Consider the following 24350-nt stretch of genomic DNA (forward strand, 5'->3'; position numbering starts at 1 on the left):
GAGCATGACCGCGCGTGTTTGAAAGATCCCGCAAGGGCGAACATGCGCTGCTGATCCAGCCCCATGCCGGCGGCCCGCCGGACGAGGAGCTGCTGGAGGAGTTCGCCGACCTCGCCCGTTCGGCCGGCGCCACCGTGGCGTCCTTGCTGACCGCGCGCATCGACCGGCCCAACCCGGCCACGCTGATCGGCAGCGGCAAGCTGGAGGAAGTGCGCGCTGCCGCGGAAGCCAGCGGCGCCGACCTGATCCTGGTCAACCATCCGCTGAGCCCGGTGCAGGAGCGCAACCTCGAGCGCGCCCTGCAGCGGCGCGTGGTCGACCGCACCGGCCTGATCCTGGACATCTTCGCCCAGCGTGCCCAGAGCCACGAGGGCAAGTTGCAGGTGGAGCTGGCGCAGCTTCGCCACCTCGCCACCCGCCTGGTGCGCGGCTGGACCCACCTGGAGCGCCAGCGCGGCGGCTCGATCGGCCTGCGTGGCCCGGGTGAAACCCAGCTGGAAACCGACCGCCGCCTGCTGCAGAAGCGCGTCGACATCCTGCAGAAGCGGCTGGAGAAGGTGGAGGTGCAGCGCACCCAGATGCGCCGTGCCCGTGTCCGCAGCGAACTGCCGAGGGTGGCCCTGGTGGGCTATACCAATGCCGGCAAGTCCACGTTGTTCAACACGCTGACCGGCGCGGAGGCCTACGCCGACGACCGCCTGTTCGCGACGCTCGACCCGACCGTGCGCCGGATCGAGCTGTCCGGCGGCAGTGCGGTGCTCGCCGACACGGTGGGTTTCGTGCGCGATCTTCCGCACGAACTGGTCGCCGCGTTCCGCTCGACCCTGTCCGAAGCCCGCGAGGCGGACCTGCTGCTGCACGTCGTCGACGCGGCCGACCCGGCGCGCCAGGAGCGCATCGCACAGGTCGACTCGGTACTGGCGGAGGTCGGTGCCGGCGACCTCCCGCAGGTACTGGTGTTCAACAAGATCGACCGTTTGGCCGAACCCGTCGATCCCGACGCGAACCCGAGCGGGGAGGGCGAGCCGGTCGAGATGCGCCGCTTCGCCCCGCGCCTGGACCGGCCCGCCGGCGGTCGGCCGCGCGTGTGGCTGTCCGCACGCGAGGGCCAGGGACTGGACCTGCTGCGGCAGGCGCTGGTCGAGGCGCTCGAGCTTCGCCATGTCGCCGGGCGGGTCCGGATCCCCCCGCAGGCCGCGAAACTGCGTGCCCGCCTGCATGAGCTGGGCGCGGTTCGCGCCGAGCAGGGCGACGAAGCGGGCTGGGACGTCGAGGTGGACATGGCCATCAGCGATCTCCAGCGGCTGTTCGCGCAAGCCCATGGCGAGTGGCTCAGGCCCCTCATCGAGGCCGCCGGACTGGATGGCGATCCCGCGGACGCACCGTTGGACTAGCGCCCCTGGCCCGGGTGTCGCCGGTACGTGTCGCGGGCCTTGCTTGAGCACCGACCAGCCCCCACCTAGAATCGACCGATGCCGATTCCGGCGGGGCAACCCGTCTCGGCCACGATTTCCGAACATGGAGCAGGCATGGCCTGGAATACCCCCGGCAGCAAGAATTCCGGCAACGGCAACCGGCCGTCGCGACGCCCCCCCGGTGGAGGCGGTTTCGACGCCGTCCTCGACCAGCTCCGTGGTCTCTTCGGCGGCAGCGGCGGTGCCGGCGGCATTGGCCGCTGGCTGCTGTTGCTGGTCGGCCTGTGGCTGGCCTTCAACTGCTTCGTGCTGATCGCCGAGACCGAGCGCGGCGTGGTCCTGCGCTTCGGCCAGTTCTCGCGCGTCATGCAGCCCGGCCCCCACTTCAAGTTGCCCTGGCCCCTGGAGCGCGTCACCAAGGTCAAGGCGACCCAGATCCGCACCATGAGCGACAACGTGCCGGTGCTGACCAGCGACGAGAACATCGTCCACGTCGAGATCAACGTGCAGTACCAGGTGAACGACCCGCAGCGCTACCTGTTCGGTACCCGCGATCCCGACGAGGTGCTGCGACAGGCCGCGCTGAGCACCATGCGCGAGCAGGTCGGCCGTTCGACCCTCGACACCGTGCTGGGCGCGCGCAATGCGCTGGCGGTGTCGTCACGCGAGCAGTTGCAGGCCTCCCTCGACGCCTACCGCACCGGCCTGGTCGTCACCGAGCTCAACCTGCCCAACGCGCGTCCGCCCGAGCAGGTCAAGCCGGCCTTCGACGACGTCAACAGCGCCCAGCAGGAGCGCGAGCGCCTGATCAGCGAGGCGCGGGCCTATGCCGCCAAGGTCGTGCCCGAGGCACGCGGTGGCGCGGCCCGCATCCGCACCGAGGCCGAAGGCTACAAGACCGCCAAGGTGGCCAAGGCCACCGGTGACGCCGACCGCTTCTCGCTGCTCGTCGACGAGTACAAGCAGGCGCCGGAGGTCACGCGCAAGCGCCTGTGGCTGGAGACCGTGCAGGAGGTCCTGGCCGGCAACCGCAAGATCATCGGCGACGACTCGCGGCAGCTCATCTATTCGCCCATGTCCGGTGGTCGCGGCGGCGGCGCCGCGCCCGCGGTATCGCCGGAACTGCTGGCGCCCGCGCTGGGCACGCCGGACCCGGCGCCCAGCTCCACGCGCGGTGGCCGACCGTCACGCCCTGATGGCCGAGAGGAGGCCCGCCAATGAAGGCTCCCGTCTGGATTGCCGTGATCGTCGCGGTGCTGTTCGGCCTGCTGGGCTCGATCTTCATCGTCAAGGAAGGCGAGACCGCCATCGTCCTCAACCTCGGTCGCGTGTCGCGCGCCGACCTCGGCCCCGGCCTGCATTTCAAGGTGCCGCTGGTGGAGAACGCGCTCGTCTTCGACCGCCGCCTGCAGGTGCTCGACAGCAGCCCCGAGCGCTACCTGACCTCCGAGCGCAAGGACGTGCAGGTCGACTTCTTCTCGATCGGCCTGATCGCCGACGCGACGGCCTTCTTCCGCGCCACCGGCGGCGACGAGAGCGTGGCCGTGGCCCGGCTGGTGCCGATCGTGAAGGATTCGCTGCGCAACGAGATCAACGCCCGCACCCTGCAGCAGGTCGTGTCAGGCGACCGCTCCGAGATCATCGACGCGCAGCTGGACAAGATCAACGAGGGCGCCGCCACGCTGGGCGTACGCATCATCGACCTGCGCATCAAGCAGATCGACCTGCCGACCGACAGCGAGGTCATCACCAACGTGTTCGCGCGCATGAGCGCCCAGCGCCGGCAGGTCGCCAGTGCCCTCCGCGCCGAAGGCGAGGAGCAGGCCCGGACCATCCGCGCCGAAGCCGATCGCGAACAGACCGTCATCCTGGCCGAGGCCGAGCGCGATGCGCAGCGCCTGCGCGGCCAGGGCGACGCGGAGGCCGCGCAGGCCTATGCCGCGGCGGCCAACAAGGATCCGGCGTTCTACGCCTTCCAGCGCAGCCTGGAAGCGTACCGCCGCTCCTTTGCCGACGGCGAGGCCCTGATCGTGCTGGACCAGGACGATCCGTTCCTGCAGTACCTCGAGAACGATCGTTGAGGTGAGCGACGCCCTGCTATCGGCGATCTGCCTGGTCGCCGTGCTCGAAGGCCTGTTCCTGTTCGCGGCGCCGGATGGCTGGCGCCGCGCGGCCGCGCAGCTGCATGCGATGCCCAACCGGCAGTTGCGCCTGGTCGGGGCGATCTCCGTTGCCCTGGGACTGCTCGCGCTTTGGTGGGTGCGACGCTGAGGGCCCGGGCGGCGCGTGGCCGACCGCCCCCTGAACCGCGGGGGGCGTCCACGCCGCCTTCACCCCGCAAGGCTGGCCCCGGCGGCCCGAAACCCGGATAATGCGCAAAAGCCGGATGGGCCCGCTCCTCGACGAGCCGCCCGCCGGCTTTTTCCGTGTCCGGCCCGCGCTCCAGAGCGTGCGGCCACCCCCCGCGGCTGCGGCCGCCATCCCCAACATCTGCGGAGTACAACCGTCATGGGTCAGTCAGTCGTCGTTCTCGGTGCCCAGTGGGGCGATGAAGGCAAGGGCAAGATCGTCGATCTGCTGACCGAGGAAATCGGTGCCGTCGTCCGCTTCCAGGGCGGCCACAATGCCGGCCACACCCTGGTCATCAACGGCAAGAAGACCGTGCTGCACCTGATCCCGTCGGGCATCCTGCGCGAAGGCGCGCTGTGCCTGATCGGCAACGGCGTGGTGCTGAGCCCGGCGGCGCTGCGCAAGGAGATCGACGAGCTCGAGGCCACCGGCGTCGACGTGCGCTCGCGGCTGAAGATCAGCCCGGCGACACCGCTGATCATGCCGTACCACATCGCCCTGGACCAGGCGCGCGAGAAGGCCGCCGGCGGCAAGGCCATCGGCACCACCGGGCGCGGCATCGGCCCGGCCTACGAGGACAAGGTCGCGCGCCGCGGCATCCGCGTGGCCGACCTGCACTACCCGGACCAGCTGGCCGAGAAGCTGCGCACCGCGCTGGACTACCACAACTTCGTGCTGACGAAGTACCTGGGCGTCGACGCGGTCGACTACCAGAAGACGCTCGACGAGGCGCTCGAGTTCGGCGAGTACGTGCAGCCGATGAAGTCGGACGTCGCCGGGATCCTCCATGACCTGCGCAAGCAGGGCAAGCGCGTGCTGTTCGAGGGCGCGCAGGGCTCGCTGCTCGACATCGACCATGGCACCTATCCTTACGTGACCTCGTCCAACACCACCGTCGGCGGCGCGCTGGCCGGCGCCGGCGTGGGCGCCGACGCGATCGACTACGTGCTGGGCATCTGCAAGGCCTACGCCACGCGCGTGGGCGGCGGTCCGTTCCCGACCGAACTGGACGACGAGGTCGGCCAGGGCATCCGCGACCGCGGCCAGGAATACGGCGCGACCACCGGCCGTCCCCGCCGGTGCGGCTGGATCGACATCGTGGCGCTCAAGCGCGCGGTCGCGATCAACGGCATCACCGGCCTGTGCATCACCAAGCTCGACGTGCTCGATGGCATGGACACGCTGAAGATCTGCATTGCGTACGAGTACCGCGGCAAGCGCACCGAGTACGCGCCCCTCGACGCCGCCGGCTGGGAAGAGTGCACCCCGGTGTACCTGGAGTTCCCGGGCTGGGAAGAAAACACCCACGGCATCACCGAGTGGGACCAGCTCCCCGCCGCCGCGCGTGCCTACCTGCGCGCGCTGGAAGAGTTGGCCGGTTGCCCGCTGGCAATCGTCTCCACCGGCCCGGACCGCGCCCACACCATGGTCCTGCAGGACCCCTTCGCCTGAGGCGAGGCCGTTCCGCGTCCACGAAGCCCCGCTCCGGCGGGGCTTTTTCGTGGGCGCTGGCCTTGGACGGGGCAGGCGGGACCCCTCGAGGGCTCGCCGCCCGTCCGGAAAAGACGGCGCCATGGGTCGGATGCTGGCCGTATTGCCGGGACCGCTGCGTTGTAGCCGGGAGTACGGGGCGCCCCCGCCAGGCCGCGGCACCGCGGCCGGTTGCGGGGCAGGACGTCCGGCGCACTCCACAGGGGACCACTCCCGGCCGGGCCCGGCGGGCATCGCAGTGTCACGTGCCGTCCAGGGAGGGGCGCGGTAGCGGAGAGCGGCAACATGCCGGTCAGGTCCCCCACCTACCATGCGTTCATCAGCTACAGCCATGCCGATCGCGTGACGGCCCGCTGGCTGCACCGGGCGCTCGAAGGCTACCGCCTGCCACGCCGGCTGGTCGGCCGATCCACCGCGCTGGGCCCGGTGCCGGCGACGCTTTCGCCGATCTTCAAGGACCGCGAGGAACTCGGTGCCGCGGCCGACCTGTCGGCCGAGCTGCGCGTTGCACTCGATGCCAGTCGGTTCCTGGTCGTGATCGCCTCGCCCGACGCCGCGCGTTCGCGCTGGGTCAACGAGGAAATCCGCGCGTTCAAGCAAGGCCATGGCGATGACCGCGTGCTGGTGCTCATCGTCGCCGGCGAGCCCGGCGCCAGCCGAATGCCCGGTCGCGAGGCGGAAGAGTGCTTTCCCGAAGCCCTGCGCTTCCGTGTCGACGCCGAAGGGCTGATCACCGGGGAGCCGGCCGAGCCCGTCGCCGCCGACCTGCGTCGCCACGGCGACGGCAAGCGCCTGGCGTTGCTGAAGCTGGTCGCCGGCCTGACCGGGCTTCGACTCGACGACCTGGTCCAGCGTGATTCCCAGCGCAGGCAGAAGCGCCTGGCCTGGCTCGCCACCGCGGCCACGGTCGGCATGCTGGCCATGGGCGGGCTGGCGCTGATGGCAGGGCATGCACGCGACGAGGCCCAGCACCAGCGCGCACAGGCGGAAGGGCTCATCGAGTTCATGCTGACCGACCTCAGGCGCAAGCTCGAACCCGTCGGCCGCCTGGACGTGATGGACAGCGTCGGTCAACGCGCCATGGCCTACTACGGGCAGCAGCAGCCCGCGCGCCTGGACGCGGATGCACTGGGTCGGCGATCGCGCGCGTTGCTGCTGGTAGGCGAGGTCAGGAACCTGCGGGGCGACCTGGACGGCGCCCTGGCGACCTACCGGCAGGCCGCCGACACCACGGCCGAACAACTGCGACGCGACCCCGGCAACCCGCAGCGCATCTTCGACCACGCCCAGGGCGAGTTCTGGGTCGGCTATGTCGCCTGGCAGCGGGGCGACGCCGCGCCGGCGAGGCGGCACCTGGGGCGCTACCGGGACCTCGCCACCCGGTTGACCGCGATCGATCCCGCCAACGACGACTGGCTCATCGAACGCGTCTATGCCGAGACCAACCTCGGCGCGCTTGAGCTCAGCCAGGACCGGCCCGTCGAAGCCCTCGCGCATTTCGACCGCGCGCTCGACGGATGGCTCCAGTTGCGCGAGCGTAGCGGCGAGGCGCCGGAGCAGGTGTACCAGTTCGCCCAGACCCTTGCCTGGCAGGCCGACGCGAAGCGCCGGATGGGCGAGAGCGCCGCTGCGCTGGGCTTGCGACGCGAAGAGGGCATCCTTTACCGGCAACTGCTGGTCGACGACCCGAAGAACACCAAGGTCCGCGAGGCCTTGTCCGTCTCCTTGGTCCGCGCGGCACAACTGGAACTCGAGCGCGGCAACGACGCGACGGGCGCCGCGCTGGCCGGGGAGGGGGTGGCGACGATCGAGTCGCTGCGCGCACAGGACCCGGCCAATCGACTTTGGCTGGAGATGGCGGTGAAGGCCGCCAACGTCCACGCCGAGTCGCTGATGCTGTCCCGCGACTGGGACGGTGCGGCAGAGGTGAATGCGCGCGCGCTCGCGGATGCGAACGCACTGGTCGAGGGCGACCGCAGCGTCACCGCATGGCGGACCGACGGGCTGCTGCCGGCGCGCTGGATGCAGGCGGCGATCCTCGTCGCGCGTGGCGAGCACGAGGCGGCCGCGCCGCACCTGCAGCGCTTCGTCGGCGACTTCTCGCAGGACGCCGGCGCGAAGTCACCCGATGCCCGGTTTGGCTGGCTGGTGGCGAAGTTGCTGGTGGCGCGCAATGCACGCGCCCTGGACGACGAGGCGGCCGCCGCACAGGCGACGGCCGAAGCCCGCGCGTATCTCGCATCTCTGGACGGTGGACAGGACGCGCGATTCCGCGCCGTCGCCGACTGGCTGGCGCCCCCCCGCACCCGATCCCCCCGACCCGAAGGCGGCGACTATCGCCTGACGGCCCTTGTCAGCGAAACACCCCACCGGAGATAGACCATGGGCGAGAAACAGGACATGACCCTCGGCGTCAACGTGAACGTCAGCGGCAACGTCGACGCGCAGGGCAACTTCACCGCGAGCGCGACGTACTCGCAGGGCACGAGCAACCCGGCCAGCAGCAACGTCGTGCAGTCGGACGGCAGCGTCAACCTCGGCAACATGGCGTTCTCGGGCAGCGACTACAACCGGCAGACCGACATCACCTTCACCCTCGGGGGAACGGTCACCAATGCCGCCGGGGCCAGCCTGCCCTTCAGCTTTCCCAGCGATCCGACATCCGCCATCACCATCACCGGTCGCGACGGCAACGGCGTGGACGGCATGACCGCGGTGGCGGGCAGCAGCGTGCAGAGCGTGGTGCTCGACGACGAGGACAAGCGCAACCGCTCGTACAACTATTGCCTGACGATCTGGGCGCGCACCGATTCGCCCAATCCGGGCGATGGCGTCAGTTGCACGCTGGACCCCGTCATCGTCAATCGCGCCGACTGAGGCGCGCCGGGAAACGGGTGCGCGCGTGCAGTCTTCGCACGCGCGTCGCCTGCGGCGGTCATCCCGGCAGGCTCAGCGGGCGCGCCTGGTAGGTCGTGCGCCAGTGCGCGATGTCGGCCAGCATCACGTCCGACAGGCGGCGCAGCCGTGCCTGCAGGCGGCCGAAGTCGTCGGGATCGCCGGCGATGTCGCGTTGCAGGGCCTCCAGCCTGGCGGCGGTGGTCAGGGACCGGTCCGCCACCCCGCCGAAGTCGCCTTGCATCCGGATCCCGTACAGGGCCGCGCCCAGTGCGGGCAGCACGGCAGTCATGACCGTTACGGCGAGCGTCACGTCGAGACCCTTCAGGTTGCCCGGTTCCAGTCCTGCCAGCTTCACCGCGATCCATGCGAGGCAGGCCATCGCGGTCAGCGCGAACAGATGGCCGCCGAGGCGATGCAGGCGATGGTCGAGCTGGTGCATGCGACGGGCGTTGTCGCGGTGGTACGCGGCCTGGTCGTCGATCATCGCCTGCGCGGCGCCACGGACGCGCTGGAGGTAGCCGGCGTCGACGATGGCATGCGGCAATCCCAGCTCGCGCGCGGTCGCGCGGGCGTACCAGCGCACCCAGCCCGGCGCGACGCCACGGCTGTCGGCCTCGGCATCGCGCAGGGCGAGGTCGCCAAGCAGGCTGCTGACCGACACCGTGCGCAGTTGCTCGGCCAGGTGCCGGTTGTCCATCCAGCGCTCGTGCCAGCCCGCGCGCGTGCCGAGCCGCGTGTTGGCCAGGATCAGCATGATCACCAGCAGCTCGGTGCCGATCAGCCACGACTTCAGGCCGGGCACGACCAGCCCGGACAGCGCCAGCAGCACCGCGACCGCGGCCAGGGCGAAGTTGGCGACATAGCCGCTGCGGAACAACTGGGCGAAATAGGTGGCCGCCGCGTCCGACAGGCCGAAGCGCGGCAGGAGGATGCGCGAGAGACGGGCCGAGTGGCCGCCGGTCGGGGGCAGGCTGCCCAGGCCGCGGCCCAGGCCCTGTGCGCATTCGACGGGCCGTGGCGGGGCGAGGTCTGCAGCGTGCATCCTTCGCACGCCGGTCATCGCCAGCAGCAGTGGCCATGGCAATGCAGGGGTCCGGCGTACGATCCGTTCGCGATAGAAGCGGCGCAGCATGCGCACGTCGACCGGGTTGCCCGGCGGTGCGGTCAGCATCTCGAGCACGCTTTCGAGCACCTCCGCCACCGGTGCCCGGGGGACGGTGTCGAGCGTGGGTTGCTCGAAGTCCAGGTCGGACAGGCCGGTCCACAGGAGCTGGGGACCCGTACCCGGCTGCGCGAGGGCCGCGGGGTCGAGATGGATCACCGGGATGTGACGGGCGACCGCCTCGGCAACGATCTGCGCCGTGCCGCCGCGACCCCGTGCCGGGTCGCCATCCCAGATCGCCAGCAGGATGTCGGCCTGGTCGAGCACGACCCGGCCGACCGCCTCGTAGGCCGCGGTGGCGGCGTCGCGTTGTCCAGGCAGTGCGAACACCGCTTCGGCACGCGCCAGCAGGCCCTGGAATCGCGACAGGGCGGGACCTTCCCCGAAGTCGACCGCATAGTCGTCGGGCGGGAACGGCAGGCAGGCATCCAACTGCCAACCCAGCTCGAGCGCGGCTTCGGCAGCCAGCGAGTCCGCGCCTTCGGCAAGCGCCGAGACCAGGCGATGGCAGGGCAATTGCGCGGAGAGCCAGCGGCTGTGGCGACGTTGGAGGCCACGCAGTACCGTGGTCAGGTGCTCGAGCAGGGGCACCAGGGCCGCCTGCAACGGCGCGATGCCGGCCGCGGAGAGGCGCGGTGGCCGGTGGCCGGTCACGCCGATCGAGAGGTGCAGCCGCGGCCGGCGGCGTTCGCGCGTCCCGGGTGCCAGCCGCCGGTCGCGCCCGTTCCAGCGGTGCAGCCGCGTCCCGACGGCGGGTTTCGTACCGGGATCTCCCATGGCGGTCTCCCTGGCCGGGGCATGCCAGCGCCGCGCGAACGGAAATTCAGGTCGTCGCGCCGCACCGCGGGGCGAGGCCGTCGCCGTGGCCAGGCGGACGGCGGCGTCGCTACATCATCCGGTCAACGGTGAACGCGACGGCAAGCGGCCGTCATTCCGCCTCGAGCTTGCGATGCATCCGCGCATAGTCCTTGCGGTACTTCGCGGCCAGTCGGGTCTTCTGCGTGTCGTCCAGGATCTTGCCGGAGACCTGGAAGAACTTTTTCTCCTCCTCACGCAGGTGGTGGTGGACCTCGTGCGACAGCTCCCTCGCTTTCTCGAGCCATGCCTCGCCATCGGTCTCCAGCGCCTGCACGTCGGCCACGAGCTCGTCGATCTGGTGGTGCTCGTGCAGCGCATGCCGGCTGGAGTCCAGGCCCATGTCCTCCATCAGCATCGGCACGTAGAGGTAACGCTCCTCGGCGGCCTCGTGGGCCTCGAGTTCGATGCGCAGTTCGCGAAACAGGTCGATGCGGGCCTGGGTGCCCGCCTTGGTACGCAGCAACCTGCGCAGGAGCGATCGCTGGATCTCGTGGCTCTCGCGCAGGGCGTCGTAAATGGTTTCGCTCATTGGGGTCGTTCCCTTTTAGGTTCGCTGCGAGCGTAGCGGGGGTGTCGTCAAGGCCATGCGCAGGTGCGCCTGCGGGTGCAAGCGCTGGCGTGAAGCGGGCGGGGTGCGGATGCGATCCCATGCACGCGGCCTACACCCGCTTGAATGGCAGGCAACCGATTCGCGCGCGCCGACCCGTTCAGGCGTTGAATTCACGACCGCCTCATCGCGGCCCTTGCAACGTGCGCCTCGCAGGTGCCCCAAGGCCGCGCGGTACAACAAGCACAACATCGCGACAAGACGGCCGGGTCCTGCCTTTTCCTTTCCCCACGAAACCCAGGAGCACGAACATGAGCGACATCAAGAAGGACCACAGCATTGGCGAGGGCACAGGTGCGGTCACCGGCGCGGTGACGGGCGCGGTCGTTGGCTCGGCCGCGGGGCCGGTCGGAAGCGCGGTGGGTGCGGTGGTCGGTGGCGTGGTCGGCGCCAAGGCGGGGGGCGCGGTCGCCGAGGCCGTCAATCCCACCGAGTACGTCGACCATTTCCGCAGCCGGTACCAGGCGGCCGACTACTACGACGACCGCCGCGAATGGCGCGATTACGAGCCGGCGTACCGCCACAGCTACGAAGCCTACAACCGTTACCCGGGCGAGCGCTTCGACGACATCGAGGACAAGCTCGAGCGTGAATGGGCCGAAACCCGCGCCGAATCGCGCCTGGCCTGGGCCGAGGCGCGCGATGCCGCCCGCGACGGCTGGCATTACATCGAGCGCCGGGTGCCGGGCGACTTCGACCGCGACGGCCGCTGAGCCAGCTTGCCGAAGGCGCCGCCAGAGCGCCCGGCATGAGGTCGGTCCATCTTGCTTGCCCCCACGCATGCCCCGGCCATCGGCCGGGGCTTTTTGTTGTCGCGGGCCTGCGCGGTGTCCTGGCCTCCACTCGCGCTCCACCTGCCATCAGGGAAGCTGTAGGCCCCGACACCACGGCATAGAGAAAAAGGGACGCCCATGACACGCGAGACACCCCCGGAAACCGTTACCGGCCTCGACCTCGAACGCTACCTCGGCACCTGGTTCGAGATCGCACGCCTGCCGATGCGCCACGAGCCCGAGGACTACACCGACATCTCAGCCCACTACAGCCTCAAGGCGGATGGAAAAGTCCGCGTGCAGAACCGGGCGCTCGACGGCAAGGGTGAATTGCAGGAGTCGATCGGCGAGGCGAGCATGGTGGCGCCGCATGATGCCAGCCGCCTGGAAGTGACGTTCCTGCCCGAAGGCCTGCGCTGGATTCCCTTCACCAAGGGCGATTACTGGGTGTTGCGCATCGAGCCCGATTACAGCGTGGCCCTGGTCGGGAGTCCCGATCGCGACTACCTCTGGCTGTTGGCGCGCCAGCCGGCGATGGGTCCGGCCAAGCGCCAGGATTTCCTCGCCACCGCCCGCGAGCAGGGGTACCGCCTCGACGCATTGATCGATACGCCGCATACCGGGCGGCCCACCGCCGAACCCACGGTCTAGGCAGGACGGACGCGCTTGACCTGCAGGCGATAAAAAAGCCGCATTGCTGCGGCTGTCGAACCGTCCGGGGCTGGCTGCAGCGCCGGAAGCAAGACGGGATTCGGCCCCGGGGTGGGGCAGGCCGGGGCCCGGACGGCCCCGCGGCCTCATCCCGTCGAATGCCGCCGCGTCGGGGGAGAGCACGGCGGATAGGAGAGAAAGGTCTTCGCGCCGAACACGCGTAGCCGCCGTCCGTGGGCGTGCCCGGCCCGGGTCGCGACCGCGGATCCGTGTGGCCGGTGGAGCCTGGCCTCCACGGGTGGGCGGGGCGGCATGGGGTGCACGTGCGGCGCAGGGTTCATTGCATGTCCTTTGCGAACGGGTTCCGACCACCGCTTTCGCTCCCGAGGCGAAAGACTGGCGTGGGGGATTCCGCCGCGTTCCGTGTGGCGGGTCGGCGGCGGCGAAGCACCTATCGCACCCCCCGTCGACACCGACTTTGGCAGATCGCTGGAAGGCGCGGAAGTTCGCTTTGCGGATAAGCTGATTCAGAATCCGCATCAGCACGTCCAGGTGGCGCAGTGGGCTCGGCGGGGTCGCGCGCCACGGGGACGGCATGCAAGCGCAAGGCATTCGCGCGGGCACATGCCGCGGGGGATCGCGTCGCGCCATCGACACCGCGCGGTCGTCGGCATCCGCGCCAGCGGCTGGACGCGATCGATAAGCGCCTGCCTGGCATCAGCGACCGGCTGCGACAGCCGGGTGACCGGGAGCCTGACGCGCCGGGCAGGTGAACGCCCGCTGCACGACGCGCCCGCCGTGCCGGCCCCGCGCGCCGTGGGGGCCTTTGCTTCACCGCTCTATGACGAACACGCCGCCACGATGAAGCGTCTTTCGATATCGCGGTGGAACGTTGGCAATGCAGGAACCGAACACAGAAGCGGCGCCGGCGGAACACCGTGCCGACGGCCTTGCGCACAAGGCACGGGTGGTGCGCTTCCTGTTGCGCCATCGCAATTCCGGCCTGTTCTCGGGCCTCGTCGTCGACGACGGCGACATCGATGGTGACATCGAGGCAGGGGCCCCGGAGCAGTTCGCGAAGGAACTCGAATCCCTTGGCCCGACCTTCATCAAGCTGGGCCAGATGCTGTCGACGCGGCCGGACATCGTACCCCCGGCCTATGCCAGTGCGCTCGAACGCATGCAGGACGACGTGGCGCCGGTGCCCTTCGCGCAGGTCCAACGCACCGTGGAAGAAGAGCTGGGCGTTCGCATCGGAAAGGCCTTCGGCAGCTTCGATGAGACCCCGCTGGGTTGCGCTTCGCTGGCGCAGGTGCATCGCGCGACCCTGCGCGACGGCACGCCCGTCGCGGTCAAGGTGCAGAAGCCCGACATTGCCCGCCAGCTGCGCTCGGACCTGGACATGCTCGACGGACTGGCGAGCGCCGCGGACCGCCTTACCGACGTCGGTGGCAGCGTGCGCTTCGCCGACTGGCTGGACGAGTTCCGCAAGGCCCTGATGGCCGAACTGGACTACGTCGCGGAAGCCGAGAACCTGGAACGCTTCGGCGACCACCTGGCGCCGTATCCGGAACTCGAGGTGCCGCGCCCCGTGTGGGACTACACCCGTCGCCGCGTGCTGACGATGCAGCTCGTCGACGGTACCCACGTCGGCCGCATTTCCGGCGTCAGGCGGACCGAGGAATCGATGGCGCCGCTGGCGCGTGCGCTCGTCCGCGCCTACCTGGACCAGGTGTTCGTACACGGCGAGATCCACGCCGACCCACATCCCGGAAACCTTCGCGTGACCGCCGACGGGCGCCTGGCGATCTTCGACCTGGGCATGGTCGCCAACGTGCCGCCGCGCCAGCGCGACCGCTTGATGAAGCTTCTGTTCGCGGCCGTCGACGGCCGTGGCGAGCAGGTCGCCGATGAGTTGATCGGCCTGAGCACGCGGCTTGCCGACTTCGACGCGTCGCGGTTCATGCGCGAGGTGTCGCAGCTCATCAGCCGCTACGCCGCCCATGCGGGGTCCATGTCGGAAGGACGCGTGGTCCTGGAGATGGTGCGCATCTCCGCCTCCACCGGCCTGCGCACGCCGCCCGAGCTGAGCTTGCTGGGAAAGACATTGTTCAACCTGGATGCGGTGTGCCAGCAGCTCTCGCCCGAGCTCGACACCCAGTCGCTGGTGGAGGACCACCTGCAGCACGTCATGAAGGCGCGCCTGCGCAAGTCTCTGTCCTCGCCCAACCTCGCGGCCGAGATGATGGAGATCCAGGCCTTGTTGCGCGACGGGCCGCGTCGCCTGACCGACATCCTGTCGCTGCTGGCGGAGAACCGCATGCAGGTGCGCATGACCGGCCTGGAAGAGTCGCACCTGATGGAGAACCTGCAAAAGATCGCCAACCGCATCTGCGCCGGCGCGATCACCGCGGCGCTGATACTCGCGTCCTCGATGATGATGGACGTTCGAGTGGGGCCGATGCTCTGGGGGTATCCGGCGATTGCCCTGCTGCTGTTCCTGCTGGCGGCCGGCATGGGCGTCGCGATCGTCGCGAGTGCCTTCTTCGGCGACCGGCGCGCACCCCGCCGGGAAGAGCGCCCGCCCGGCTAGGCAATTGCGCGGAGCAGCCTCAGGACACATCCAAGGAGCGACCATGGCAAGCACAAAGCGCGCAAAGAAGACACGTGCCCCGGAGACGGTGGGCGAGGCGAAGAAGAAGGCAGGCAAAGCCATGAAGCCGGCCCCGGCCGTGAAAGCCCCCCGAACGACCGCTTCCAATCCGTCCGCCGCATCCCGCCAGACCGCAGGGCCGGCATCGCGCACCGCCGAAGCGGTCGCCCGCCGGCAGCGCGGCCTGCAGGCGAAGGCACGCAAGGCCAACAAGGCGGCGCATGCGGCTCGGTCGAAAGGCGACGCCGCGGTCCAGGCGGGCGCGAGACGGCAACCCGAACCGCCGATGCCCGCCCAGCACCTGGACAAGCCGGGCCTGGAACATGACCTGGACCTGGCGCCCCGCTTCCGCGCGCCCGACTATCGCGGCAGCGGCAAGCTCGAGGGCATGAAGGCCATCGTCACCGGCGGCGACTCGGGGATTGGTCGCGCTGTCGCGGTGCTGTTCGCGCGCGAAGGCGCGGATGTCGCGGTCTTCTACCTGGACGAGCATGCCGACGCGCGCGAAACCGCGGAGGCGGTGGAGGCCGAGGGGCGTACGTGCCACCTGCATGCAGGCGACGTCAAGGACAGCCGCTTCTGCAAGCGAGCGGTCGACAAGGCCGTCAAGCAGCTCGGCGGCCTGGACGTCCTGGTCAACAACGCCGCGTTCCAGCAGCACGTGGAGCGCCTGGAGGACCTCGGCGACGCCCAGCTGGAGGAAACCCTGGGCACCAACATCGCCGGCTACTTCCACATGGCGCGCGCCGCGTTGCCACACCTGGGGCAGGGGGCGAGCATCATCAACACCGGCTCGGAGACTGCATTGTTCGGCAGCAAGGCCCTGCTCGACTACGCCTCGACCAAGGGTGCCATCCATGCCTTCACCCTCAGCCTGGCCAGCCAACTGCTGCCGCGCGGCATCCGCGTCAACGCGGTTGCGCCGGGGCCGGTGTGGACGCCGCTGAACCCGGCCGACCGCGATGCCGCGGACGTCGCGACTTTCGGCGAGGACAGTGACATGGGCCGTCCGGCGCAGCCCGAGGAGATCTCGCCGGCCTATGTGTTCCTGGCCTCACCGGTCATGTCCTCCTACATCAGCGGCGTCGTGTTGCCGGTGATGGGTGGGCCGCGCGGATGAGCGCCCCGGGGCAGGGAGGTGTCCAGTGGAAGGCGTCGAGCTGATCGGCTGGAGCGCTTCGGGCATCCTGCTCGCGACCCTGGGGCGCGAAGTGCGCGTCCAGTGGAAGGAGCGCAGGACCGACGGCGTGTCTTCGTGGCTGTTCCTGGGGCAGATGGCCGCCAGCCTGGGTTTCACGATCTACAGCGCACTGATCGGCAACGCCGTCTTCGTGCTGACGAATGCCGCGCTGCTGTTGACCGCGATCGCCGGCCAGCTCATCTACCGTCGCAACCTGAAGCTCGAGAGGGAGCGCGAAGCGGCGGGCGGGAATGCGTCGCGGCAGGATGAAGAAGCCAACGGTACGGACGAGGCGTAAGGCGTGCCACGGCAACGCCGCCGCGGCACCTGCATTCGCCCAGGGGTGTCGCCCGGGGTGCGATGCGTCAGTTGTGGGGTACGGCGACGCCCTTCATCAACTGGTCGGCCGACCGTGTCTCGCCGCTGTGCGCGAAGTCGGCCAGCGACACGATCCCCACCAGGTCCTTGTCGCGGCTGACGACCGGCAGGCGCCTGACCTGGAGCTCGGCCATGTTGCGCGCCACGTCGTCCACGTCCTGGTCCTGGTAGCAGTAGCGCACCTGGGGGTTCATCACCTGGCTCACCGTCGCGTCGGCACCCAGGCCACGGGCGATGCCGCGAATGGTGATGTCGCGGTCGGTGATCATGCCGACCAGCTTGCCCTTGTCGCCGACGGGCAGGCAGCCGACGTCCTTGGCCAGCATGATATCGGCGGCGCGCTGCAGGCTCTCGTCCGGGGCGGCCAGGGCGACTTCGGTGGTCATGATTTCTGCAATCTTCACGGCGAGACTCCTTGCGGGGGATGGCGGGAGGGGGCGTGCGAGCGCCGAGGCACGATCAGTCGAACACCACGATGCACGGCCCACTGTCGCGCGTGGCCGATGAGTAAAGGGTGACAACGGACGCCGGCGCCAGCCGCGTGTTCAGGCCTCATTTCGCATGCCAGTCGCCATCGTCGCCTTTTTCGTACTTCTCCTTGACCGCGGCCCACGCAACGCGGTGCGAGACTTCCTCGCGGCTGGCGTCGCCCCGTCGATCGTCGGGGTCCTCGTACTGGTCCCAGGCACTGTTGTAGGCCTCCTTGTAGATTTCCTGGGCGTGCTTGGGTGTGTGGTCACGGACGCTGTCGGGCAGGTCGCTGATGCGCGCGTAAGGCATGGTGTCCTCCTCGGTGCGGGCTGGAAGGTTTGGCGTGCGCCGGATTCGGCGGGGCACGCGCCGACGATCCCATCGCGCGCATTAAGCAGGCGCCAAGACCGGGCGAAACGCCTGTTCCGGGCGGGCGGGCATTCAGCGCGTGGCCACCAGGCTGAATCGGCCCGGCGCGGGGATGCGCACCCCAGCGCCTTCACGGCGCGAAGCCGTTGCAGGCCCGACACTGTGCCGATGACCGATATTGCACATGTCCCCGCCAAGTCACGTACCGGACGGTCGCGTCGGCCAGGGTGGCGCCTCGCGCCGCCGTGGACATGCCTGCGGCGGCATCCGGGCGCGGGCGGGCGCTGATGGACCTGCCCGAGGTCGCCCGCGATTTCCCGGGCCTGGTGCGCCGCTGCGATGCCGTCGCGCAGCGCGTGCCGCAAATGCGCGTGGAGTTCGCCGAAGCATCCACGTTCCAGGCCGCTTTCGCAGCGGTGGCGTCGGCCCTGCTCGCCAACGCGGGCCGGATCGAACACGCACCCCAGGATCCGGTGGCCTACGTGCGCGGTCGCCTCGACGCGATGCTCGAGCAGTGCCCGCCAGCGCCGGACGCGCCGGCTTGATCGGATGCACCCGCCAGCCGGCGGGACGCGAACCGGTCGATACGGCGGCCGGTACCTGGACGCCATCCGGGGATGGTGCCACCGTCACACTCCACTTGCGGCGACAGGGGCGCCCGAGACCATGATCCGAAACAAGAAGAGGCTGGCCTGGACCATAATCGCCACCGTCGCCGCGACCGTGGTCGCGGTGGTGATCTGGATGAACTTCGCCACGCCCGAGAAGGCACTCGAACGCCGGGTGGCTCACCACTACGCGGTCTCGGACCCCGAGTTCAAGCGCGAGATGTCCGTGTTGCTGGGGCCCTCCATCCTCCCGGGCAACCGGGTGACGGCGCTCAACAACGGCGAGGAAATCTTCCCGGCAATGCTCGGGGCGATCGAATCCGCGCAGCGCACGATCACCTTTGAGACCTACATCTACTGGTCCGGCGAGGTCGGCAACCGTTTTGCCGACGCCTTGTCAGAGCGTGCGAGGGCAGGGGTCAAGGTACGCATGCTGATCGACTGGGTCGGCAGCGCGAAGATGGACGGCAGCCTGCTCGAACGGATGGAAGCGGCCGGCGTCCAGATCATCCGTTACCGCCCGCTCAAGTGGTACAACCTGGGCCGGATGAACAACCGCACCCACCGCAAGCTGCTGGTGGTGGACGGCAAGGTCGGCTTCACCGGTGGCGTCGGCATCGCCGACCCGTGGGAAGGGGACGCGCAGGACGCCGAGCACTGGCGCGACATGCACTTCCGCATCGAGGGCCCGGCGGTCGCGCAGATGCAGGCGGCATTCAACGACAACTGGATCAAGAGCACCGGCGTGGTGCTCAATGGCGAGGAGTTCTTCCCGGAACTGGCGCCGGTCGGCGAACAGCCCGCGCACGTGTTCGTCGCATCGCCCGCGGGCGGTAGCGAGAGCATGCACCTGATGTACCTGATGTCGATCGCCGCGGCCGAGAAGAGCATCGACCTGGCGGCCTCCTATTTCGTTCCCGATCCACTCGCGATCCAGGCGCTGGTCGCGGCCCGCAAGCGCGGGGTGCGCGTGCGCGTCATCGTGCCGGGCAAGCACATCGACTCGGACATCGTCCGTCTTGCGTCGAAGGCGCACTGGGGCGAGCTGCTCATGGCCGGCGTCGAGATCCACGAGTACGAGCCGACCATGTTCCACAACAAGATGCTGATCGTGGACAGGAGCCTGGTCTCGGTGGGCTCGACGAACTTCGACCTGCGCTCGTTCCGCCTCAACGACGAAGCCAGCCTCAACGTCTACGATCCCGCCTTCGCGCAGCGCATGACCGCGATCTTCGAACACGACCTGCAGTCGACCCATGAATACAGCTTCGAGACCTGGGCCGCGCGCCCCTGGCGGGAAAAGCTGATGGAAACGGTGGTGCTGCCGATCAAGTCGCAGCTCTAGGCGCGCCGCGGGCACACGCTGGCCGGAAACGCAGGAGGCCCCGCGAACGGGGCCTCCTGGCGTGCTGCACGCAGGCGCGATCAGGCCTCCACGGCGTCTTCTTCGTCCTTGAACTCGCTGATCGGGATGCACGAGCACATCACGTTCTTGTCGCCGTACACATTGTCCACGCGCGCGACCGGCGGCCAGTACTTCTGCTGCCGGAGCACGGCGAGCGGGAACGCCGCCAGCTCGCGCGGGTAGGCGTGGGTCCATTCGCTGCCGGCGACCATGGTCGCGGTGTGAGGTGCATTGCGCAGCGGGTTGTCCTCGCGCTCCAGGCGGCCGTCCTCGATCGCCCGGATCTCCTCGCGGATCTCGATCATCGCGTCGACGAAGCGGTCCAGCTCATGCTGCGATTCGCTCTCGGTCGGCTCCACCATCAGGGTGCCGGCGACCGGGAAGCTCAGGGTCGGGGCGTGGAAGCCGAAGTCGATCAGTCGCTTGGCGACGTCCTCGGCGGAGATGCCGGTGGCGTCCTTGAGCGGGCGCAGGTCGAGGATGCACTCGTGCGCGACCAGGCCGTTGCGGCCGGTGTAGAGCGTCTCGTAGTGGGGCGCCAGGCGCTTGGCCACGTAGTTGGCGTTGAGCAGGGCGACCTGGGTGGCCTTGCGCAGGCCCTGGCGGCCCATCAGCGTGATGTACATCCAGCTGATCGGCAGGATGCTCGCACTGCCCCAGGTCGCGGCGCTGACCATGCCGACGTCTTTGCCGTCGGCCGCGGCCGCGTCGCCGAAACCGCGCGGCAGGAACGGCGCCAGGTGCGCCTTCACCGCGCAGGGGCCGACGCCCGGGCCGCCGCCGCCGTGCGGGATGCAGAAGGTCTTGTGCAGGTTGAGGTGGGACACGTCCGAGCCCCACTTGCCCGGCTTGGCCAGGCCGACCAGCGCGTTCATGTTGGCGCCGTCGGTATACACCTGGCCGCCGTGCTGGTGGACGATGTCGCAGATCGCCACCACGTCCTCCTCGAACACGCCGTGGGTGGACGGGTAGGTGATCATGAGCGCGGCCAGGCGGTCGCTGTACTTCTCGGCCTTGGCGCGGATGTCGTCCAGGTCGACGTTGCCGTTGGCGTCGCACTTGGTCACCACGACCTGCATGCCGCACATCTGCGCGGAGGCGGGGTTGGTGCCGTGCGCGGACTCCGGGATCAGGCAGATGTCGCGCTGGTCGTCGCCGCGCGAGCGGTGGTAGGCGCGGATCGCGAGCAGGCCGGCGAACTCGCCCTGCGCGCCGGAGTTGGGCTGCAGGCTGACGCGGTCGTAGCCGGTGCACTCGGCGAGCATCGCCTCCAGGCTGTCGACCAGCTCGCGGTAGCCCTGCATCTGCGAGGCGGGTGCGAGCGGATGGATGTTGCCGAACTCGGGCCAGGTCACCGGGATCATCTCGGCGGTGGCATTGAGCTTCATGGTGCAGCTGCCCAGCGGGATCATGGTGCGATCCATCGCCAGGTCCTTGTCGGCGAGCGCACGCATGTAGCGCAGCAGTTCGTGCTCGCTGTGGTGGGTGTTGAACACCGGGTGGGTCAGGAAGGCACTGTCGCGGCGCAGCGCGGCGGGGATCGCATCGGTCGCGCGCGCGTCGAGCGCGTCGACGTCGATCGGCGCGCCGAACAGCCCGGCGAGGGCGACGATGTCCTCGCGGGTCGTCGTTTCGTCCAGGCTGATGCCGACGCTGGTGGCATCGATCTGGCGCAGGTTGATCGAGGCCGCCGCGGCTTTCCCGTGCACCGAACGCGCGTCGATGCCGCTGACGTGCAAGGTGTCGAAGAAGTCGCCGGTCACCGCGATGCTGGCGTCGCGCAGCGCGTCGGCCAGGATGCAGGTCAGGCGGTGCACGCGACGCGCGATGCGCGTCAGGCCCTCGGGGCCGTGGTACACCGCGTACATGCTCGCCATCACCGCGAGCAGCACCTGCGCGGTGCAGATGTTGGAGGTCGCCTTCTCGCGGCGGATGTGCTGCTCGCGGGTCTGCAGGGTCAGGCGATAGGCCTTCTTGCCCTCGGCGTCGATCGACACGCCGATCAGGCGGCCCGGCATGGAGCGCTTGTAGGCGTCGCGGCAGGCCATGAAGGCCGCGTGCGGGCCGCCGTTGCCGAAGGGCACGCCGAAGCGCTGCGTATTGCCCACGACGATGTCCGCGCCCCATTCGCCGGGCGCGGCGACCAGGGTCAGGGCGAGCAGGTCGGTGGCCACGCAGACCAGGCCGTTGCGCGTGTGGACGGCATCGGCGAGCGCGCGGTAGTCGTGGACCTGGCCGAAGGTGTCCGGGTACTGGAGCAGCACGCCGAAGCAATCGGTGCTGGCGGCATCGGCGTCGTCGCCGATGCGCAGTTCGATGCCCAGCGGCTCGGCGCGGGTGCGCAGCACTTCCAGCGTCTGCGGGTGCACGCGGCTGGACACGAAGAACACGTCGGACTTCGAACGCGCCGAGCGCTTGGCCAGGGTCATGGCCTCGGCGGCGGCGGTGGCCTCGTCGAGCAGGGACGCGTTGGCGATCTCCATGCCGGTGAGGTCGGCGCACATGGTCTGGAAGTTGATCAGCGCTTCCATGCGGCCTTGCGAGATCTCCGCCTGGTACGGGGTGTAGGCGGTGTACCAGGCCGGGTTCTCGAGGATGTTGCGCAGGATGACGTTGGGCGTGTGGGTGCCGTAGTAGCCCTGCCCGATGAAGCTGCGGAAGACCTGGTTGCGGTCGGCGATCGCGCGGATGCGCGCCAGCGCCTCGACTTCGCTGATCGCCTCGGGCAACGCCAGCGGCGCCGGCGACTTGATCGAACCCGGGACGATGGCGTCGGTCATCGCGTCGAGCGAGTCGTGGCCGACCACCTCGAGCATGTGGGCGATCTCGGCGTCGTTGGGGCCGATGTGGCGCTCGAGGAACGCGTCGTGGTGTTCCAGCTCGCGCAGGGAAGGGATCTTCGTCATGTCGGGGCGTCCGGGTGATCGGTCTGGGCCATGTGCGTCGCCGCACGCGATAGGCGCCCCTCTGTCCTTTTGCCTGAGAGTTTGGAAGCGTGCCTCGACAGGCGGCTGGGGGAGGGGACGCCTCCTGGAAGCCTCGCTTCTTGCCCCTTCGGCGCCGTGCGGTCCAGGCTGTGCCTTGGCGGACCGTCGGTCTCTCCAGAGTTTTGGAACCACGCGAGGTGCTGGGCCTGAGCGATTACGGGCGTTTGCGCCTTCGGCAGCGGCCGGGAACGGGCCGCTTCTCCCACGCGTGGACGCGGCGATTATACCGGGTCCGGCGGGCACGGAGGGAAGCCTGCCGGCGGCGGCGATTGCCGTTCAGCCGGGAATCGGCCTCACAGGCGATCAGTGGGTTCCAGCGCGCCCGGTTCGCTCGGGCAGGCCGCCGGGGGGCCGCCGAAGCTGGTCTCCCAGCGCCAGAACGCCCAGCCCAGGCAGGCGAAAAGCGCCGAGCCCAGGGCCAGCCAGAGCGCGTGCCCGCTGAGCAGGGGCGACACCAGCCCGGCCACCAGCGAGTGCAGGACCAGGCCGGTGAAGGCCTGCAGCGAGGACGCCGCGCCGCGCTGGCGGGGATACATGTCGAGGATCGCCAGGGTCAGGATGGGGAACACCAGGGCGATGCCGAAGGCATTGAGCACCATCGGCAGGACCGCCCAGGGCACGCCCGGGGCGTCGACGAACAGGTTGTAGGCGACGTTGGCGAACACCGCCACGCCGCAACAGGCGAAGCCGATCCGCGACAGCCGGGTGCCGCTGATGCGGCCCGCGGCGCGGCCGGACATGAACGCGCCCAGGACCATGCCGCCGATCATGGGGATGAAGAACCAGCCGAACTGGTCCTCGCGCAGGTGCAGGATCTCCATGACGAAGACCGGCGCCGAGGCGATGTACAGGAACAGCGCGGCGAAGTTGAACGCGCCCGCGGCGGCGAGGCGCTGGAAGCGCGGATTGGCGAAGATCGCCACGTAGTCGCGCAGCAGGCGTCGTGGCGGCACTTTCAGGCGCGCCGAGGGCGGGTGGGTCTCGGGCAGGATCGCCCAGGTGCCGACCAGCAGGACGAGGGAGAAGGCGACGAGGAACCAGAAGATCGCCGGCCAGTGGCTCCAGCCCAGGATCCAGCCGCCGATGACCGGTGCGACCGCCGGGGCGATGCCGAAGATCATCGACACCTGGCTCATCAGCCGTTGGGCGTCGTCGCCATGCAATACGTCGCGGATCACCGCGCGCCCGACGATCATGCCCACGCCCGCCGAGAGCCCCTGCAGCACGCGGAACACCAGCAGGGTGCGCAGGTCGGGGGCCAGCGCGCAGCCCACCGAGGCGAGGGTGAACACCACCAGGCCGCCGAGGATGACCCGTCGCCGGCCCAGCGCGTCCGACAGCGGCCCATGCACGATGCTCATCAGCGCATACGCGACGAGGTAGGCGCTCAGCGTCTGCTGGATCGCCACCTTGTCGACGCCGAACTGCGTGCGCATCTCGGTGAAGGCGGGGAAGATGGTGTCGATCGCGAAGGGGCCGAACATCGCCAGCCCCCCCAGCAGGATGGCCAGGGTGCGGAGTGGAACCGTCGGGGCGGGCTCGTGCGAGGCCATCAGGCCTGGCCCGCCGCGGCGGCGATGGCCGGTACGTCAGCCGGTCCCTTGAGCTCGACCATGTTGCCCTCGGGGTCGAACAGGTACTGCGAGGGTCCTTCACCTTCGGCGCCGTTGCGGATGCCGAACTCGCCCACGCGCACGCCGTGCGCGGTCAGGTGGGCGAGGATGGCGTCATGGTCGAACGGCGACACCCGCAGGCACAGGTGGTCCATGTTGCGGCCGCCTGCGCCGGGTGCGGCGCCGCCCAGGCGGCCGATCCGACCCTCGACGTCCACCAGGTCGATCAGGGTCCGCCCGGCGCGCAGCTGCAGCAGGCCGATGGCGGCCTGGCGCTTCTCGACCGCACAGCCGAGCACTTCGCGGTAGAACGCCTCCATCGTGCCGGGATCGGCGACCCGCAGGACGACGTGGTCGATCTGCTCGATCTGGAAGGGAGGCGGGGAAGCGGACGCCATGGCACCGGGCTCGCGTGGGGGGAGGTCCATGGTAACGACCCCACGCGAAGGGCGGGCATGCCCGCCTGGGCGGTTCGTCGACTC

General features: G+C 69.7%; 21 protein-coding genes and 1 riboswitch. Of the genes, 14 read left to right on the forward strand and 7 right to left on the reverse strand.

What is annotated here, in order from left to right:
• The first annotated feature begins 14 nt into the window (after nt 1-14).
• The 7 genes from hflX to FKV25_RS09045 all read left to right on the forward strand — a co-directional run bounded on the left by hflX (nt 15) and on the right by FKV25_RS09045 (nt 8132).
• Entirely contained in the window at nt 15-1394 is a 1380-nt protein-coding gene (gene hflX / locus FKV25_RS09015) for a ribosome rescue GTPase HflX (RefSeq protein ID WP_141518458.1), read from the forward strand.
• A gap of 135 nt (nt 1395-1529) precedes the next feature.
• A complete protein-coding gene (gene hflK, locus FKV25_RS09020; protein WP_141518459.1) occupies nt 1530-2636 on the forward strand; it encodes an FtsH protease activity modulator HflK in 1107 nt (368 codons plus the stop codon).
• Entirely contained in the window at nt 2633-3496 is an 864-nt protein-coding gene (gene hflC, locus FKV25_RS09025) for a protease modulator HflC (protein ID WP_141518460.1), read from the forward strand. The genes hflK and hflC overlap by 4 nt, the downstream gene beginning before the upstream one ends.
• A gap of 1 nt (nt 3497) precedes the next feature.
• On the forward strand, nt 3498-3686 hold the full coding sequence (locus FKV25_RS09030; protein ID WP_141518461.1) for a DUF2065 domain-containing protein: 189 nt from the start codon (nt 3498-3500) through the stop codon (nt 3684-3686).
• Nucleotides 3687-3923: 237 nt separating this feature from the next.
• A complete protein-coding gene (locus tag FKV25_RS09035) occupies nt 3924-5216 on the forward strand; it encodes an adenylosuccinate synthase (RefSeq protein ID WP_141518462.1) in 1293 nt (430 codons plus the stop codon).
• A 324-nt stretch (nt 5217-5540) separates the two neighbouring features.
• Nucleotides 5541-7634 (forward strand): toll/interleukin-1 receptor domain-containing protein, encoded by a 2094-nt coding sequence (locus tag FKV25_RS09040; protein WP_141518463.1) that lies wholly within the window; start codon nt 5541-5543, stop codon nt 7632-7634.
• A gap of 3 nt (nt 7635-7637) precedes the next feature.
• The gene (locus FKV25_RS09045) at nt 7638-8132 is read left to right on the forward strand and encodes a hypothetical protein (protein ID WP_141518464.1); all 495 of its coding nucleotides are present in this window, start codon (nt 7638-7640) and stop codon (nt 8130-8132) included.
• A 58-nt stretch (nt 8133-8190) separates the two neighbouring features.
• Here the strand turns inward: FKV25_RS09045 and FKV25_RS09050 are convergent, their stop codons facing one another.
• The gene (locus tag FKV25_RS09050) at nt 8191-10092 is read right to left on the reverse strand and encodes a hypothetical protein (protein ID WP_141518465.1); all 1902 of its coding nucleotides are present in this window, start codon (nt 10090-10092) and stop codon (nt 8191-8193) included.
• A 151-nt stretch (nt 10093-10243) separates the two neighbouring features.
• Nucleotides 10244-10702, reverse strand: coding sequence for a hemerythrin domain-containing protein (locus FKV25_RS09055; protein ID WP_141518466.1), 459 nt, complete (start codon nt 10700-10702; stop codon nt 10244-10246).
• 329 nt (nt 10703-11031) lie between these two features.
• On the opposite strand from FKV25_RS09055, the gene FKV25_RS09060 reads away from it, so the two are divergent.
• The 5 genes from FKV25_RS09060 to FKV25_RS09080 all read left to right on the forward strand — a co-directional run bounded on the left by FKV25_RS09060 (nt 11032) and on the right by FKV25_RS09080 (nt 16335).
• A complete protein-coding gene (locus tag FKV25_RS09060) occupies nt 11032-11493 on the forward strand; it encodes a glycine zipper domain-containing protein (RefSeq protein ID WP_141518467.1) in 462 nt (153 codons plus the stop codon).
• 198 nt (nt 11494-11691) lie between these two features.
• The gene (locus FKV25_RS09065; RefSeq protein WP_141518468.1) at nt 11692-12204 is read left to right on the forward strand and encodes a lipocalin family protein; all 513 of its coding nucleotides are present in this window, start codon (nt 11692-11694) and stop codon (nt 12202-12204) included.
• Between the two features lie 898 nt (nt 12205-13102).
• On the forward strand, nt 13103-14797 hold the full coding sequence (locus tag FKV25_RS09070; RefSeq protein WP_141518469.1) for an ABC1 kinase family protein: 1695 nt from the start codon (nt 13103-13105) through the stop codon (nt 14795-14797).
• 43 nt (nt 14798-14840) lie between these two features.
• Nucleotides 14841-15977 carry an SDR family oxidoreductase gene (locus tag FKV25_RS09075; protein ID WP_141518470.1) on the forward strand — a complete coding sequence of 379 codons (1137 nt, stop codon included), beginning with the start codon at nt 14841-14843 and terminating at the stop codon, nt 15975-15977.
• Nucleotides 15978-16002: 25 nt separating this feature from the next.
• Entirely contained in the window at nt 16003-16335 is a 333-nt protein-coding gene (locus FKV25_RS09080; RefSeq protein WP_141518471.1) for a hypothetical protein, read from the forward strand.
• Between the two features lie 67 nt (nt 16336-16402).
• On the opposite strand, the gene FKV25_RS09085 is transcribed toward FKV25_RS09080, so the two are convergent.
• Nucleotides 16403-16819: a CBS domain-containing protein gene (locus tag FKV25_RS09085; protein WP_141518472.1), complete on the reverse strand. Its 417-nt coding sequence runs from the start codon at nt 16817-16819 to the stop codon at nt 16403-16405.
• A gap of 148 nt (nt 16820-16967) precedes the next feature.
• Complete coding sequence (gene chaB / locus FKV25_RS09090) at nt 16968-17195, reverse strand: putative cation transport regulator ChaB (protein ID WP_141518473.1); 228 nt, start codon at nt 17193-17195, stop codon at nt 16968-16970.
• Nucleotides 17196-17542: 347 nt separating this feature from the next.
• Here chaB and FKV25_RS09095 point away from each other — a divergent pair, with 347 nt between their 5' ends.
• Nucleotides 17543-17800, forward strand: coding sequence for a hypothetical protein (locus FKV25_RS09095; protein ID WP_141518474.1), 258 nt, complete (start codon nt 17543-17545; stop codon nt 17798-17800).
• 142 nt (nt 17801-17942) lie between these two features.
• A complete protein-coding gene (locus FKV25_RS09100; RefSeq protein WP_170218597.1) occupies nt 17943-19208 on the forward strand; it encodes a phospholipase D-like domain-containing protein in 1266 nt (421 codons plus the stop codon).
• 80 nt (nt 19209-19288) lie between these two features.
• Here FKV25_RS09100 and gcvP read toward each other — a convergent pair whose 3' ends face one another.
• The 3 genes from gcvP to FKV25_RS09115 form a co-directional block, all read right to left on the reverse strand.
• Nucleotides 19289-22174: an aminomethyl-transferring glycine dehydrogenase gene (gene gcvP, locus FKV25_RS09105; RefSeq protein ID WP_141518476.1), complete on the reverse strand. Its 2886-nt coding sequence runs from the start codon at nt 22172-22174 to the stop codon at nt 19289-19291.
• 51 nt (nt 22175-22225) lie between these two features.
• A riboswitch (glycine riboswitch) is annotated at nt 22226-22383 on the reverse strand.
• A gap of 165 nt (nt 22384-22548) precedes the next feature.
• The gene (locus FKV25_RS09110) at nt 22549-23808 is read right to left on the reverse strand and encodes a multidrug effflux MFS transporter (protein WP_141518477.1); all 1260 of its coding nucleotides are present in this window, start codon (nt 23806-23808) and stop codon (nt 22549-22551) included.
• Nucleotides 23808-24296, reverse strand: a complete 489-nt coding sequence (locus FKV25_RS09115) for a VOC family protein (protein ID WP_246072025.1) — start codon at nt 24294-24296, stop codon at nt 23808-23810. The genes FKV25_RS09110 and FKV25_RS09115 overlap by 1 nt, the downstream gene beginning before the upstream one ends.
• Between the last annotated feature and the right edge of the window lie 54 nt (nt 24297-24350).

Source organism: Marilutibacter aestuarii (genome assembly GCF_006546775.1).
GTDB classification, from domain to species: Bacteria; Pseudomonadota; Gammaproteobacteria; order Xanthomonadales; family Xanthomonadaceae; genus Marilutibacter; species Marilutibacter aestuarii.

Bases quoted from the DNA above. Each gene is read 5' to 3' on its own strand.
- hflK (WP_141518459.1), top strand. From the start codon at position 1,530: ATGGCCTGGAATACCCCCGGCAGCAAGAATTCCGGCAACGGCAACCGG.
- hflC (WP_141518460.1), top strand. From the start codon at position 2,633: ATGAAGGCTCCCGTCTGGATTGCCGTGATCGTCGCGGTGCTGTTCGGC.
- FKV25_RS09035 (WP_141518462.1), top strand. From the start codon at position 3,924: ATGGGTCAGTCAGTCGTCGTTCTCGGTGCCCAGTGGGGCGATGAAGGC.
- FKV25_RS09040 (WP_141518463.1), top strand. From the start codon at position 5,541: ATGCCGGTCAGGTCCCCCACCTACCATGCGTTCATCAGCTACAGCCAT.
- FKV25_RS09045 (WP_141518464.1), top strand. From the start codon at position 7,638: ATGGGCGAGAAACAGGACATGACCCTCGGCGTCAACGTGAACGTCAGC.
- FKV25_RS09050 (WP_141518465.1), bottom strand. From the start codon at position 10,092: ATGGGAGATCCCGGTACGAAACCCGCCGTCGGGACGCGGCTGCACCGC.
- FKV25_RS09055 (WP_141518466.1), bottom strand. From the start codon at position 10,702: ATGAGCGAAACCATTTACGACGCCCTGCGCGAGAGCCACGAGATCCAG.
- FKV25_RS09060 (WP_141518467.1), top strand. From the start codon at position 11,032: ATGAGCGACATCAAGAAGGACCACAGCATTGGCGAGGGCACAGGTGCG.
- FKV25_RS09065 (WP_141518468.1), top strand. From the start codon at position 11,692: ATGACACGCGAGACACCCCCGGAAACCGTTACCGGCCTCGACCTCGAA.
- FKV25_RS09070 (WP_141518469.1), top strand. From the start codon at position 13,103: ATGCAGGAACCGAACACAGAAGCGGCGCCGGCGGAACACCGTGCCGAC.
- FKV25_RS09075 (WP_141518470.1), top strand. From the start codon at position 14,841: ATGGCAAGCACAAAGCGCGCAAAGAAGACACGTGCCCCGGAGACGGTG.
- chaB (WP_141518473.1), bottom strand. From the start codon at position 17,195: ATGCCTTACGCGCGCATCAGCGACCTGCCCGACAGCGTCCGTGACCAC.
- FKV25_RS09095 (WP_141518474.1), top strand. From the start codon at position 17,543: ATGGACCTGCCCGAGGTCGCCCGCGATTTCCCGGGCCTGGTGCGCCGC.
- gcvP (WP_141518476.1), bottom strand. From the start codon at position 22,174: ATGACGAAGATCCCTTCCCTGCGCGAGCTGGAACACCACGACGCGTTC.
- FKV25_RS09110 (WP_141518477.1), bottom strand. From the start codon at position 23,808: ATGGCCTCGCACGAGCCCGCCCCGACGGTTCCACTCCGCACCCTGGCC.
- FKV25_RS09115 (WP_246072025.1), bottom strand. From the start codon at position 24,296: ATGGACCTCCCCCCACGCGAGCCCGGTGCCATGGCGTCCGCTTCCCCG.